Origin of the sequence: Pseudohaliea rubra DSM 19751 (assembly GCF_000764025.1) — a bacterium.
GTDB lineage: Bacteria > Pseudomonadota > Gammaproteobacteria > Pseudomonadales > Halieaceae > Pseudohaliea > Pseudohaliea rubra.
On record NZ_KN234780.1, the window covers coordinates 1 to 14,267 of the forward strand.

Sequence of the window (14,267 nt, forward strand, 5' to 3'; positions counted from 1 at the left end):
TCGGGGCCCGCCGCTGTTCAGGCTTTTTTCCGGGGGGGCCGACCTCGCCGGCGGCAGCCTCGGAAGCGCGAGCCCCGGCCGCGGCAAGCGCCGGGGCCGGGCGGAACGCGAGCATGCGCAACAGGACCATGTCGAAACCGGCCCGTGGATCCACCGCCAGAGGCAGATCACGACGGCCGTTGAGAGCGATCTGATAGTAGAGTTGCACGTCCTCCGCAGAAAAGTTCCCGGCGAGGGAGCGCAGTCGCTCCACGTCCCCCATCTCCGGGTCAAGCGCCCCGGGCACGACCTGCGCCAGCGCCAGCCGGTGCAGCACCGCCAGCAGCGTCTCGAGGGCAGCGGCGAAATCCAGCGCCTGGGCTTCCATAGTCGCAGCAGCCGCGAGCAGCGCACTGGCATCGTCAGCGGCGAGGGCATCGAGCAGCTGGAATACATGGTCCCGGTCCACCGTGCCGAGCATGTCGCGCACTTCGGCCTCCAGAAGACGCCCGCCGCCGAAGGCGATGGCCTGATCTGTGAGGCTGAGCGCATCGCGCATGCTGCCAGCGGCGGCATGGCCGAGAAGCCAGAGCGCGGGCTCCTCGACGTCGACACCTTCCGCGCCAAGAATATGCCGCAGGTGTTGGACTATCTGTCCGGCCGGCATATTCTTCAGGTTGAACTGCAGACAACGCGACAGCACTGTCGCCGGAAGCTTCTGCGGGTCTGTCGTGGCCAGCAGGAACTTCACATGCGGCGGAGGCTCCTCGAGTGTCTTGAGGAGTGCATTGAAGCTGTGCTGGGATAGCATATGTACCTCGTCAATGAGGTACACCTTGTAGCGGCTGCGGGTCGGTGCGTACTGGACGTTCTCGAGCAACTCGCGGGTATCATCCACGCGGGTACGCGAGGCAGCGTCCACTTCCAGCAGATCAACGCTACGGCCCTCGGCGATCTCCCGGCAGGCGCTGCATTCGCCGCAAGGGCGAGAGCTGACACCCTGCTCGCAGTTCAGGCACTTGGCGAGAATGCGCGCGACGGTGGTCTTGCCGACGCCACGGGTGCCGGTGAAAAGGTAGGCGTGGTGCAGCTGATCTCTGTCCAGGGCGTTGGACAGCGCACGGAGCACATGCTCCTGGCCCACCATCGCATCGAAGCTGGCGGGGCGCCATTTGCGGGCGAGGACTTGATAAGACATGCCGGCGCGGGACGCTCCTCCGTGCTGAAGGGCCAAGCATAACCCCGTAGCGACGACGGCAGAACCGAACCGGCGCGGGGGTTGGCGGGAGGCCAATGGAGGCGGCCCGGACAGCCACACCCCGGCACCCGAATCAGCAGCTACCGTTGCTCCCTTCCGGGCCTGGCGGGGTTCACTGCCTATCGTTGCGGGGGGACCGCCCGGACCACCACGACCCCTTGGCGGGGAGATGCATTGTCGCGGAAAGCAGGCCTCATCGCAATCGAATCCGTTGCGGCACGAGCGCCGGCGGCCTGTGCTAACCTCGTCCCTGAGGCGCCGGACCTGCGGGGCCTCTGACGCAAAGCCGAACATAGCGAGACTCTCGTGAACCCACTGTGCCTGTCGCTCCCGCGGGGCCTAGTGCCCCTCATCATTCTGCTCGCCAGCCTCGCCGTTGGCAGCAAGGTCCTGGCCCAGGAGGCGCCCACGGTTACCGCGGGCAGCCTGGGTACGCTTGAGGACGCGGTGCGCGAGGCCACGGCGCTCACCGATGAGGAGCGGGCGCCCCTTCTTCTCGACCTGCAGCAGGCAGCCCAGGACCTCGCCCGGGCAAAGCAGCTCCGCCAGGAGGCCGACAGCTACCGCAGGGCCATGGAGACCAGCACGGACGAGGTCGAACGCTACAACGACCTCGTGCGCGGAATGGATGAAGCGCCGCCCAGCGTAGAAGATCGCCTCGGCTCCGACCCGGATCTCGAGGATATCGAGGCGGAGCTGGATATCGTCGAAGCCCGCCGCCGCAGCCTCGCCGAGCAACGAACGACTGCCCTGGCCGCTCTGGGCGACCGCAGCAGCGGCGATAGCGACCCGCAGCAGCGACTGGCGGCCGTAACCGCCGAGCTGGAAGCCCTGCAAGCACCCCCCGCCGCTGACGGCTCCCTCAACGCCCGGGTCTCTGCCGCTGCGCAGACCGCGGAACAGCAGCGCCTCGAAGCCGAGGCCGAGATGCTGAAGCTGCGTCTGCGCGCCACACCGGCGATCAATGCCATTCGCACGGCCAAGCTGGCCTGGCTGGATGCGTCCCTGGCCCGGGCGGACGCCCTTCTCGGCGCGCTGCGCGAAGCTGCGGCGACCACGCGTGAGTCGGCCGCAGCACGACGCATCGAGGAAACCCGGCGCATCGCCGGGGAAGTCGACAACTCGCATCCCGACGTCCTGGCGCTTGCCGAGGAAAATATCTCACTCATCCGCGACCAGCAGCGCCTTGCCGACGCCCTCGCCGACGCCCGCAACGACACCGCCGCACTGCGGGACCTCAGCGAATACATCGAAGAGGACTATCGCTTGACCCAGCGCCGCCTTGAGGTCGCGGGGCTTGAAGGGAAGCTGGGCCAGGTCATGATGACGCGGCTCGCAAGCCTGCCCGACAAACGGGACATCCAGCGAGGCACGGCCGTGCGTAACGAGCAGCTGGCCGATGTCTCCGTCAACACCATCGACACCGACGAGGCTCTCCGCCAGAGTACCCGTCGCAGCGCTTACCTGCGCGAGCGCTTTCCGAACTTCGAAGACTGGACCCGGGTCGAACGGCGCGTGCTGGACCGCCTCTACGAGCAGCGGCGGGACCTGCTGCGGGAAAAACTTGAAGCGCAGAACGCCCTGCTCCGGTTGCTGGTGGACACGAACCAGGCCGCAGCCGGCCTGATCGAAGCCACGGAGGCTTATGAGGCGTTTCTTACGGGCAACCTGCTGTGGATCCGCAGCTACCGCTTCCTCGATCCCGCGGAGCTCGTCGCGCAGCTCTGGTCTCTGCTCGACCCCGCGCCTTTTCTGTCCGTGGCCAGCCATTGGCAGCAGCAGCTGCGCAACCCGGCGACACTCCTTGGCCTGGTGCTCATCGCCCTGCTGCTGGTAAATCGACGGCGTATCCTGGCGGCACAGCAGGCGCTGCTGGGCGTACCCATCCGCCCACGGGAGGAGAGCCCGCGTAAGATCGCCAGCGGCGTCGCCCTGGGCGTGGCGCGCAGCGCCCTGCTGCCGGGCTTTTTGCTCTTGACGGCCTGGGTGCTCGCTTCCGCCGGCGGTGACAGTCTGGCTACCGAGGGAATCGCTCGCGGCCTGGGCACCGCCGGCGCGCTGATCTTCGGCCTGCAGCTGGCCATGAGCGTGACGGCCAGGGTTGGCACCGGTCGGCGCCTTCTGAAATGGAACAACCAGAAAACCGATGCCGTGCGCCGGGACCTGCCCTGGCTGAGCATCGTGCTGCCCATCGCCGCGGGGCTGAGCGCCTTCGCCCGCACCGGCTGGGGCGAGAAAAGCGGGGGAGCTCTGGCCGCCCTGGCGACTTTTACCGTCTCCCTCGCGGGCCTCATCTATAGCGTCCGGTTGCTGCGCTCCGGTCAGTTCTCCGGCGATACGCTGGGCAAGTTTTTCCTTCGCGCCGCGGCCCTGCTCTCTGGTGCTGCTGCCTTTATGCACCTGAGCGGCCAGCTGTTCGCGGCCCACCTGTACCTCACGGCGCTGGGCTGGTCGGTAGCGGCCGTCGCGCTGACGCTCTTTGTAATGAACGTGCTGCAGCGCATCATCCTCATTTACCGCAGCCGGCTCGAGCGTCGCCAGCGTGAGGAGCTGCGAGCTCAGGCGGAAGCCGAAGCAGCCAGCGATACCGACAGCGAGCGGGACAATCAGCTCTCCGAGCGCGATATCGACGCTGTCGCCTCCCTGTCCGACGCCCAGGGCCGGCTCCTCGGCGCCCTCCGCCTGGCAGCGCTGGCGACACTCCTCTGGTTCATCTGGTCACCGGCACTGCCGGCCATCACGCTTCTCGAGGATGTCACGCTCTGGTCCACGGCAGACCCCACTCTTCCCGAGGGCGAGTTACGCCCGGTCTCCCTCGCGACACTCATCATCGCCGCTCTGGTGGTAACCCTTACGACCCTGCTGACCCGGCACGTGCCGCCGCTGGTGCAGGTGCTTCTGATGGAATACGCCAGTGTGTCTGCCGGGGCACGCTACGCCATCGGCATGCTGCTGCAGTACGTCATTATCGGCGTCGGGGCCTCAGTCAGCCTGGGCCTTATCGGCTTCGCCTGGTCGAAGGTGCAGTGGCTGGTAGCCGCCCTCGGCGTCGGTATCGGTTTCGGTCTGCAGGAGATCGTCGCCAATTTCATCAGTGGGATCATCCTGCTTTTTGAACGCCCCATCCGCGTGGGCGACGTTATCAGCGTCAGCGGCTACGACGGTACGGTGGTCAACATCAGTGCCCGGGCCACGGTTATTGAGACCTTCGAAGGCAAGGAACTGCTCATCCCCAATAAGGACCTCATTACCGGTGTGGTGAACAACTGGTCCCTGACCAGCTCCAAGCTGCGTATCGTCATCCCCGTGGGCGTGGCCTACGGCAGCGATGTGCGCAAGGCCATGCGGATCCTGGTCGAGGTTGCCCGGGACCATCCGGCGATTATAGATGATCCGGCGCCCGTGGCGACTTTCGAGGATTTCGGGGATAACGCCCTCACGCTCTGGTTGCGCTGCTACGCCGAGAGCGAGTTCATCCACCGCTGGACCGAGCTGCGTACTGATATTTACGAGCGACTCAACAAAGCCGGTATCGGTATTGCCTTCCCGCAGCGCGACGTGCATCTGGATGCCGCCGAACCTATACCGGTACAGCTGGTCGAACGCCCCGTAGTAGAGAAAAACTGACAGCTGGAGACTCAGGGTGGAGCGACGAACGATCCTAAAGGCCGCGGGGGTATTCATCACCACCGGCATCAGCGTTAGTCAAGCAAAGGAGAAGCCCATGGAACTGGCCACCCTGCAAGGCGAGTGGCGCACTTACCTGCCCGACGACTTCGAAGCGCCGTCGGCAGACGATCAGCTCGAACTGGACAGCGCGGCCTGGCGAGAACGGCTGGCGCCGGAGGCCTTCGCCGTATTGCGCAAGGAAGACACTGAACGCGCGGGCACCAGCCCCCTCGACGGCGAGAAGCGCCGCGGCGTATTCGTCTGCGCAGGCTGCGACCTGCCGTTGTTCACCTCGGCCATGAAGTTTGACTCGGGCACTGGCTGGCCAAGCTTCTTCACCCATATCCCGGGTTCGCTTGCAACGAAGAAAGACTTCAAGCTGGTCTGGCCCCGCACGGAGTACCACTGCGCCCGCTGCGGCGGCCATCAGGGCCACGTCTTCAACGACGGCCCCCCACCAACCGGTGAACGCTGGTGCAATAACGGCGTCGCCCTGCGGTTCCTGCCTGCCGACGCCTAGCCGACACCGGCCTCAGCCCGTAACGCCGAGCCCCGCGGCAATGGCGTTGACGCTCAATAGCAGTTCCGGCAGCAGCGCGTCGGCCGCTGCGTCGTTGCCGTCGGCGCGAAGCGCGCGCCAGCGGGCCAGAAGCGCCACCTGGTGGCGATGCAACGGCGCGAGGGCTTCGTCACGGCGCGCCAGCACCCGCTGGATGCGCGGCCGCGCCTGCGCCAGCGGCGCGCCATAGACGGCTTCCAGCAGCCGCCCGGTACGTTCGTATTCCTCCTCGATCATGGCAAGGAGCGCCTGACCCTCTTCCTCCGCTTCACAGAGCGCCGCATAGCGCCGCATTACGCCCGGCGAGGCCGTCATCCAGGCAGTGGCGATGTTGCTGAGGAGGTAGTGCAGCGGCGGCCAGCGGTCGGCGGTCTCGGCCTTGGCCGCGAGGAGCCGCTCGAACGCAGCGGTGTCTTCCTCGGCGAGAGCCTCCAGTGCCGTGCCAAGCCCGTACCAGCCCGGGAGCACGAAGCGGGACTGGTTCCAGGCGAAGACCCAGGGTATCGCGCGCAGATCGGCCAGCGTGCGGCGTCCGGTGCGCCGCGGCGGCCGGGAGCCATGACGACTCGCCTCGATAATGTCGATCGGAGTCGCATCGCCGAAGAATGCGATGAACCCCTCCGCATCGATCAGCGTTCGGTAACAGCCGCGGCTGGCGTCGGCCAGCCGGTCCATGATCGGGCCGAGGTCCGCCGGGTCTGACCGCCCCGCCACATCGAAGGCCGTGGCCGCAAGCGCACCGGCCGCCAGCAGTTCCAGGTGATGCGAAGCGGTGCCCCGGTTGGCGTACTTCTGCGAAATAGTTTCACCCTGTTCCGTGACCCGGAGGTCGCCGCCCACTGTGCCCGGCGGAAGAGCGCGCACGAAGCGATGGGTCGGCCCTGCGCCGCGGCCGATGGTCCCGCCGCGGCCGTGGAAGAAGCGGATTTGCACCCCATGCCGGTGGCCGACAGCAGCCAGGGCGCGCTGGGCCCGATACAGGCCCCAGAAGCTGGCGATAATCCCGCCGTCCTTGCCGGAGTCGCTGTAGCCCACCATGACCTGCTGCTGGGGCCGGGGCAGCCCATCGCGGGCCTGGCGCAGCACGAGGCTGCGCCGGACCAGGGGGTGACCCAGGTAATCGTCAAGGATCGCCGGGGCCCGCGCAAGATCGTCGATGGTTTCGAACAGGGGCACAACCTCCAGCGGACAGGCCCAGCCATCGTCGCTCGCAGCAAGCAGGCCCGCATCGCGGGCAAACAGATAGACAGCGAGCAGATCCTCGGTACTGCGGGTCATGCTCACGATCAGGGCGCCGAGTCCGTCCGGACCGTGCCGCGCCAGCTCGTCGGCGAGCACTTCGTGGCAACCGAGCACCGCGGCCGCCTCACCCACGGGGGCCTGCCCGGCACGCACGAAGGGTCGCGCCGTGGCCAGCTCCCCCTCGAGCAGCGCCCGGCGCTCCACTGCCGACCACGCGGGGTAGTCTTCGCCCCCCGCCACCCCCGCGACCGAGAGCAGCGAAGCCAGCGCCCGATCGTGAAAAGCGCTGTTCTGGCGCACATCGAGGCGGGCGAGGTGAAAACCGAAAGCTCGCAGCTGCAGACGCAGGGGCTCGACGTCGGCGGCCACAAGGCGATCGGCGCCGACCGCTGACAGCGCCTCAGTGAGTTCTCCGAGCGCCTCATCCAGCTCGGCGGCGCGCAGGAAAGCGCCCGCAGCGGGAATCTCGCCAGCGCCCGGCAGCGCTGCGCGGAGCAGGTTAACGAACTGGCGCCAGGGTTCCTCAAAGTTGCGCTCAAGGGCTGCACGCCCGGCCTCGCCCAGGGCCTCGCTGCGCTCACTGATGGCGGCCAGGAGCGATGGCGGTGGCGCCTGGCGATGCACAGAAAGACTGAGCTTCGCAGCGAGCTGAGCCAACCCCTCGTCCGCCAGGGCGAGCGCCGCCGCGCGGTGTCGCGATAACGTCTCGGCGGTGAGCGCTGCGGTCACTCCCGGGTGCCCGTCGCGGTCACCGCCCACCCAGCTGCCGAAAGCGATCTGCGGCAGGGCGTCGGGCCCGGCCAGCAGCGCAGGGGCGAAGCCCGCACTCTCCCAGGCCTGACGCAAGCGCTGGACAAAGGCGGAGACCGCAGCAGGAAAAACTGCGGCCAGGAAATGAAGCACGAGGCGGCGTTCGTCCTGCAGGCGGGGTTTTTCCAGGTAAATCTCGCCGGTGCGCCAGAGGCGTTCCAGTGCCGCCTCCGTGGCTGCATCCAGCGCTGCACGCTCCGCCGGCGTCCACATGCTGTTCTCGCGCTCCACCAGCAGGCGGTAGAGCGCACGATGGTGTTCGAGTACCGTCTGGCGCTTGGCTTCCGTCGGGTGTGCGGTAAGCACCGGCTCTATACGAAGGACCCGAAGCTGCGCCGCGATTTCCTCCGGTGCCAGGCCGCGCCCCCTGGCCTGGGCGAAAACCTGCTCCCAGGACCCCGCTTCAGACGCCTTTGCCCCCAGCCGCGCCGTGGCCCGGCGCAGCTGAGCCACGGCGTTCTCCTCGGCGTGGTTAAGGAGCTGGAAGGCGATGGAATACGCCTGGAGCCCGTGCTGCGCAGCGTCGCCCGCCAGCGCATCTCCGGCCGCACTGGCTGCGGGAAGATCGTCCAGCCACTGCGCACGCCAGGGCAGCCGCTCGGCTACCGCATCCTCCCCGAGTTCCCGCAAGACCTTATGCAAGGCCACCATGAGGCGCCGGAGATCCCGTTCACCGAGGTCATCGGCATGCTGTTCTTGAGTGTGCTGGTCCATCGCCTTACCGCTCGCGACAGGAATAATGTCCCGGGAAAAGATAGCAAGCTTTAGGCAGGCTGCAGCACTTATTTGCCTTGCCGGAGCGCGCGCAGCGCATCGACCCGCTCAGCCAGGGGGTGCACGTGGTCGTCGTAACTCTCGAGCGCGTGCAGTGCCTCAGCGAGCTGCAGCAGGTAGTCGCCGTTGCTGCCGCTCGGCCCCGCGGCCCCGGCGATGTGCGCCGCGAGCTCCTCAAGCGGCGCCGGACCGAGAAAGGCGGGGTTATCCTCAGTGGCGACGTAGAGAAAACCGACGACCGGCGCGGCGCGGTCATCGAGCACGATCGGGACCCGATGGCGCGCATAGCCGTTCTTTTCCCGGTAATCGAGGTGATCGAAAACTTCCGGCTCCACAAGATAGGCCACGCCCCGGCAGCGAACACCCGGCGCCTTGATGAGAGTAACCACCCGCCCCGGCGCCTCCGGCGTACCGCGATGGTCGTGCGACCCCTGCCAGAAGCGCCGCTCCCAGCCATCGATGCGGGCGTTACGCCGGTCCAGGAAGGGAAAGTCGACCTTGTAGATCAGCGACCCATAGCCGAAGACCCAGGCCGGCTCCTGACTCACAACGATAGCGCGCCGGGCATCAGCGGAAATGGGATTTGAAGTAGTTGACGGAGTTGTGGAGGGCCTTCAGGGTATGCTCTGCCTCCTTTTTGACGCGTTCCCAGTTGTCGTCACCGGCATCTTTGAGCGCCTGCAGACGGGCATAGAACTGTTCGCGCTGTTCCTCGACCCTTGCCCGCTGCTTGTCCAGCTCGACCCTGAGCTCGCCTGAGGTTTCCCCCGCTGCCGCCTCCAGCTCGTCAACCTCTTCGTTCAAGGCATCGATCTGGTTCTTGAGTTTTCTGACGAATTCATCGCGGGATGACATGACGCCACTCCCTGTGTTGTGCGTGAATCTTGAGCCTAGCACAAGCCTGCGTCAGTGTGGCGCGCCCACGAGGACTCGAACCCCGGACCGTCGGCTTAGAAGGCCGATGCTCTATCCAGCTGAGCTATAGGCGCGTAGGAAGGATTTTACCGGGAAACGCGATCCCGCGGGAACGGGTCGGGCTGTCGGGAAGAATGGGGTGGCCGAGGGGTCTCGAACCCCCTACCTCCGGAGCCACAATCCGGTGCTCTACCTGGTGAGCTACGGCCACCATAGCCAGATTCACGTTGCGCGGTGACCAACTGACTGTGGCGTCAATAGTTGGTCGGGGCAGAGAGATTCGAACTCCCGACTTCCTGCTCCCAAAGCAGGCGCGCTACCAGGCTGCGCTATACCCCGAAGGCTTGCCCCCGAAGGAGCCTTGCGCGTTATCGCCCCGGAACCCGTTTTAAGGCCCGCGCATCCTACTCAGCGGCCCCGGGGAAGTCAACGCGAATCGCCCAAAGTATACTCCGTTTCGCCGCGCCGCCCAGGGTCAGCCCTCCCGGCGCCACAGGGTTCCGTCAGGCGTGTCTTCGAGCACAATGCCCGCGGCGGCGAGCTCATCGCGGATGGCATCGGCGCGGGCGAAGTCCCGGGCCTTCTTGGCCGCCGCGCGTTCGGCGACGCGGGCATCCACAGCCTCGCTGGCGAGACCCTCACCGCTGTCACCCTTAAGCCAGCGCTCCGGCTCCTCGCCGAGAATGCCTAAAAAGCGCCCCGCCAGCCGCAGCCGCGCCCGGTGCAGGGGCTGCTCTTCAGCGGGAGCCTTGTGCAGCGCCTTGGCAATGGCATGCATCTCCGCGAGCACCTGGGGCGTGTTCAGATCGTCGCAGAGCGCGGCGTAGAAGGCTTCTTCCTCGACGTCGACGGCCACAGGGGCTGCCTCGCGGGGTGCCACCGCGCGCAGCGTGTTGTAAAAACCGGTAAGCGTGTGCTGGGCCTGCTCAAGCAGCTCCCGGGAAAAATTGAGCGGCGAGCGATAATGTCCGGACAGCAACGCAAGACGCAGCGTCTCGCCGTGATATTCCCCGAGCAGCTCGCGCACGGTGCGTACGTTGCCGAGAGACTTGGACATCTTCTCGCCATCAATATCCAGGTAGGCGTTGTGCATCCAGAAGCGCACGAAGTCATCACCGTAGGCGCAGCAGCTCTGGGCAATCTCGTTTTCGTGGTGCGGGAAAATCAGATCCCGGCCACCGCCGTGGATATCAATGGTCTCACCGAGATGTTCTCGGATCATGGCCGAGCACTCAAGGTGCCAGCCAGGCCGGCAGCGACCCCAGGGTGTTTCCCAGCCCGGGTCGTCATCGCTGGAGGGTTTCCAGAGCACAAAGTCGCCGGGGTGGCGCTTGTAGTCCGCAACTTGCACCCGCGCGCCGGCAAGCATGTCCTCGAGGCGCCGGCCAGAAAGGCGGCCATAATGTGCCATGGATTCCACGGCGAAGAGCACATGGCCATCGGCGGTATAGGCATGGCCCTTCTCGAGCAGGCGCTCCGTAAGCCGGACCATGGCGTCAATGTTCTCGGTGGCGTGCGGCTCCAGCGTCGGTGGCAGCGCGCCAAGCCGCGCCATGTCCTCGCGGTACTTGGCTGTGAACTCCTGCGTCACCTCGCCGATAGAACGCCCGCTCTCCCGGGCGGCGGCAATGATCTTGTCATCAATATCGGTGATGTTCCGCGCGTAGGTGACGCTGGCGTAACGGTATCGCAGCAGCCGGAACAGCGTGTCGAAAACCACGACGGGGCGCGCATTGCCGATGTGGGCCAGGTTGTAGACCGTAGGCCCGCAGACATACATGGTGACAGCGTCAGGCTGCTGCGGCTCGAAGCGCTCCTTCCGGCCCGTAGCCGTGTTGTAAAGCCACAGATCGTTCACGCGCCCTGCCCCTCGCCGCCGCTCCAGCTGTCGCGCAGGCCGATGGTCTCGTTGAACACGGGCGCGGCCGGGTTGTGGCTGCAGCGGTCTGCGACAAAGTAGCCGAGACGCTCGAACTGGAAGCGCGCCTCCGGCGCCGCGGCGGCCACGGCGGGCTCGACGAGGGCGCCGTCCATGACGACCAGAGATTCCGGGTTCAGATACTGCAGGAAGTCCTCGTCCCGGTCCGGAGACGGGTCCGTGAACAGCCGATCGTAGCGTCGCACCGTGGCCGGGCGCGCTGTCGCCGCGTGCAGCCACTGGATGACACCTTTAGCTTTGACGCCGTCCGCCGGGTCCTCACCGAGCGTACCCCGCACGAGCTGCGCATAGACCGTGGTCACGCGACCTGCACTGTCCTTTTCCAGGTCCGTGGCCTCGATGACGTAGGCCCCGCGCAGGCGCACGCGTTTGCCCAGCACCAGGCGCTTGTACTTCTTATTGGCGCTCTCGCGGAAGTCATCGGCCTCGATGACCAACTCGCGGCCGAAGGTGAGCTCACGGCTGCCAAGCTCCTCACGGCTCGGATGCTTCGCCACCGTCAGCGTCTCGCTCTCGCCGTCCGGATAATTGGTGAGCACGAGCCGCAGGGGGTTCAGGACGCAGAACGCGCGAGGAGCATGGGCGTTGAGGTCATCGCGGATAGCGTGCTCGAGCATGGCAACGTCAGCCACCCCGGTGGCCCGGGAGGTGCCGACCATCTCGCAGAAGCGGCGAATTGCCGCCGGCGTAAAACCGCGCCGGCGCATGCCGGCGATCGTCGGCATGCGGGGGTCGTCCCAGCCGTCCACATGACCACCGTCCACCAACTGCTTGAGCTTGCGCTTACTGGTAACTGTGTAACTCGTGTTCAGGCGCGCAAATTCATATTGCCGCGGCCTGCTGGCCACCGGCAGGTTATCGATGAACCAGTCATAGAGCGGCCGGTGATCCTCGAATTCCAGGGTACAGATAGAGTGCGTCACGCCCTCGATGGCGTCCTCCTGGCCGTGGGCGAAATCGTAAGTCGGATAGATGCACCAACGGTCACCGGTCTGGTGGTGCGATCGCTTGCGGATGCGGTAGAGGATCGGGTCGCGCAGGTTCATGTTCGGGTGCGCCATATCGATTTTCGCCCGCAACACCTTGCTGCCCTCATCGAATTCACCGGCGCGCATGCGCTCGAGGAGGTCAAGGTTCTCCGCCGGGCCGCGCTCCCGGTACGGGCTGTTACGCCCCGGCTCGGTCAGTGTGCCGCGGAACTCCCGGGCCCGGTCGGCGTCGAGATCACAGACATAGGCCTTGCCCTCGCGCACGAGGTGCTCCGCCCAGGCATACAGCTGGTCGAAGTAGCTGGAGGCGAAGCGCACCTCGCCGGCCCATGCATAACCCAGCCAGCGGACATCCTCGCAGATCGCGTCGATGTACTCCTGGCTCTCCTTTTCGGGGTTGGTGTCGTCGAAGCGCAGGTGGCAGCGGCCGCCGAATTCCTCGGCAAGCCCGAAGTTGACGCTGATCGCCTTGGCATGGCCAAGGTGCAGATACCCATTGGGCTCCGGCGGAAACCGGGTCACTACCTCGTCCACCCGGCCCTCGCGGAGGTCCTCTTCAATGATTGTGCGGAGAAAATGTCGAGGAGCGGGCGATTCCATGCGCGCGTTGCTACCGGTCTGGGGGAAGGCGGCGCATTATACCGACTGGGAAAGCCCTCTGATAGCTGCGCGCGTGGCCCGCAACCCCTCGCCGTCTCGCCATCCCTGTGCAAATTCTCACAATCATAGGCTCCGCTGTTCTCTGCCGGCGCCAAAGCCCGTATGATCCCGCCGCCTATCACAAGAGCAGGGGAAGAATCGCCATGGTCACGATGCGAACCACCTTCGGGGAAATAAAGCTCGCGCTCGACGAGGAGCGCGCGCCGAAAACCGTCGCCAACTTCCTTGCCTATGCCCGGGCTGGCCACTATGACGGCACCATCTTTCACCGGGTCATCAATAACTTCATGGTGCAGGGTGGTGGCTTCGACACCAGCATGCAGCAGAAGCCGACCGGCGAGCCGATCGAGAACGAGGCGGACAACGGTCTCAGCAACGACTACGGCACCATCGCCATGGCGCGCACCATGGAGCCACACTCCGCCACGGCGCAGTTCTTCATCAACGTGAAGGACAACGACTTCCTCAACCACAGCGGCAAGAACATGCAGGGCTGGGGCTATTGCGTCTTTGGCAGAATCGTCGAAGGTGAGGACGTTCTCGAGAAGATCCGGGCCGTGCCCACGACCTCCCGGGCCGGGCATCAGGACGTGCCCGTCGATACGGTGATCATCGAGTCCGTGGCCGTCGACGACGGCGCCTGAGCCGCCGCCCTGGCGTTGCGCGGACGCTCAGACCCGCGGCGGGCCGCTGTGGAAACGCAGGTCAGCGTCCGGCGCCTCGATCAGCAGCGCCTCCTGCGGCAGCAGTAGCGCAAGGCGTGCTTCGACTTCCACGGGCCCGGCCACGGACTGCGCCAGCCCCAGGTAGTCCTCGAAATGCCGCGCTTCCGAGCGTAGCAGCGAGCGGTAAAAGGCCTCGAGCTCTGTGTCCAGCAGCGGCGCCAGGGCCGCGAAACGCTCGCAGGAGCGCGCCTCGATAACCGCCCCCACCAGCAGGGTATCCACCAGCCGCTCCGGCTCCTCAGCGCGCACGAAAGCGCGAAGCTCCCGCGCATAGCGCGAAGCTGACAGGGCCGGATAGGTCATCTGCCGCCGCTCCATGATGGCGATCACCTGCTCAAAGTGGCGCAGCTCCTCCCGAGCCAACCTCGAAAGTTTGTGTAAAAGCGGATAGTTCCCCGTATAGCGGTAGGCGAGGTTCAGTGCTGTAGCTGCCGCCTTCTTCTCGCAGTTGGCGTGGTCGGCCAGGAGCAGCGCCAGGTTGGCCGGATCCGCCGCCGCCTGCAGCCAGGCAGCCGGTGTGGCACAGGGCAGGAAGGCACGAAGGGCTGCCAGGTCCACCGCCAGGCGGTCGCCATCGCTGCGCTTCGCCGCAGCTGCTGAGGTAGTCATCATGGCGCGCAAGTTTAGCCGCAACAACCGCCTCGCGGTACCCGCATTCACTGGGGGAATAGCATGCATAAGAAGCATTCGCTTAACCGCAAACAGGCGCTGGGCTATACTACCTGGCTGGAAATGCGGCCGGTCCATG

10 protein-coding genes, 3 tRNA genes and 1 other RNA gene are annotated in these 14,267 nt (G+C 66.1%); 3 read left to right on the forward strand and 11 right to left on the reverse strand.

Translation table 11 applies throughout. From position 1 onward, the window contains the following. A partial coding sequence (gene dnaX / locus HRUBRA_RS11755; RefSeq protein ID WP_052094773.1) for a DNA polymerase III subunit gamma/tau occupies positions 1-1,177 on the reverse strand: 1,177 nt, incomplete at its 3' end. Between the two features lie 105 nt (positions 1,178-1,282). After that, an RNA gene (ffs, locus tag HRUBRA_RS15015) (signal recognition particle sRNA small type) lies at positions 1,283-1,379 on the reverse strand. Between the two features lie 164 nt (positions 1,380-1,543). Here ffs and HRUBRA_RS11760 point away from each other — a divergent pair. Together HRUBRA_RS11760 and msrB are read left to right on the forward strand one after the other, a co-directional pair. Continuing rightward, entirely contained in the window at positions 1,544-4,864 is a 3,321-nt protein-coding gene (locus HRUBRA_RS11760) for a mechanosensitive ion channel domain-containing protein (protein WP_084592623.1), read from the forward strand. A 97-nt stretch (positions 4,865-4,961) separates the two neighbouring features. Further along, positions 4,962-5,426, forward strand: a complete 465-nt coding sequence (gene msrB, locus HRUBRA_RS11765) for a peptide-methionine (R)-S-oxide reductase MsrB (RefSeq protein ID WP_035517481.1) — start codon at positions 4,962-4,964, stop codon at positions 5,424-5,426. A gap of 12 nt (positions 5,427-5,438) precedes the next feature. Here msrB and HRUBRA_RS11770 read toward each other — a convergent pair whose 3' ends face one another. The 8 genes from HRUBRA_RS11770 to HRUBRA_RS11805 form a co-directional block, all read right to left on the reverse strand. Further along, a complete protein-coding gene (locus HRUBRA_RS11770) occupies positions 5,439-8,231 on the reverse strand; it encodes a phosphoenolpyruvate carboxylase (RefSeq protein ID WP_052094776.1) in 2,793 nt (930 codons plus the stop codon). A gap of 68 nt (positions 8,232-8,299) precedes the next feature. Continuing rightward, positions 8,300-8,839 carry a gamma-glutamylcyclotransferase gene (locus HRUBRA_RS11775; protein WP_236629857.1) on the reverse strand — a complete coding sequence of 180 codons (540 nt, stop codon included), beginning with the start codon at positions 8,837-8,839 and terminating at the stop codon, positions 8,300-8,302. 19 nt (positions 8,840-8,858) lie between these two features. Next, the gene (locus HRUBRA_RS11780; protein WP_052094780.1) at positions 8,859-9,146 is read right to left on the reverse strand and encodes a sll1863 family stress response protein; all 288 of its coding nucleotides are present in this window, start codon (positions 9,144-9,146) and stop codon (positions 8,859-8,861) included. A gap of 57 nt (positions 9,147-9,203) precedes the next feature. Beyond that, positions 9,204-9,280, reverse strand: a tRNA-Arg gene (locus HRUBRA_RS11785). Positions 9,281-9,341: 61 nt separating this feature from the next. Next, positions 9,342-9,417 (reverse strand) — tRNA-His (locus tag HRUBRA_RS11790). A 51-nt stretch (positions 9,418-9,468) separates the two neighbouring features. Then, positions 9,469-9,545, reverse strand: a tRNA-Pro gene (locus HRUBRA_RS11795). Positions 9,546-9,681: 136 nt separating this feature from the next. Then, positions 9,682-11,064, reverse strand: coding sequence for a cysteine--tRNA ligase (cysS, locus tag HRUBRA_RS11800; RefSeq protein WP_035517485.1), 1,383 nt, complete (start codon positions 11,062-11,064; stop codon positions 9,682-9,684). Further along, positions 11,061-12,734 carry a glutamine--tRNA ligase/YqeY domain fusion protein gene (locus tag HRUBRA_RS11805; protein WP_035517486.1) on the reverse strand — a complete coding sequence of 558 codons (1,674 nt, stop codon included), beginning with the start codon at positions 12,732-12,734 and terminating at the stop codon, positions 11,061-11,063. Before HRUBRA_RS11805 ends, cysS begins: the two co-directional genes overlap by 4 nt. Positions 12,735-12,937: 203 nt before the next feature. Between HRUBRA_RS11805 and HRUBRA_RS11810 the strand changes: the two genes are divergently transcribed. Further along, positions 12,938-13,438, forward strand: coding sequence for a peptidylprolyl isomerase (locus HRUBRA_RS11810; protein ID WP_035517487.1), 501 nt, complete (start codon positions 12,938-12,940; stop codon positions 13,436-13,438). 27 nt (positions 13,439-13,465) lie between these two features. Here the strand turns inward: HRUBRA_RS11810 and miaE are convergent, their stop codons facing one another. Further along, complete coding sequence (miaE, locus tag HRUBRA_RS11815; protein WP_201771595.1) at positions 13,466-14,128, reverse strand: MiaE family protein; 663 nt, start codon at positions 14,126-14,128, stop codon at positions 13,466-13,468. Positions 14,129-14,267 lie beyond the last annotated feature (139 nt).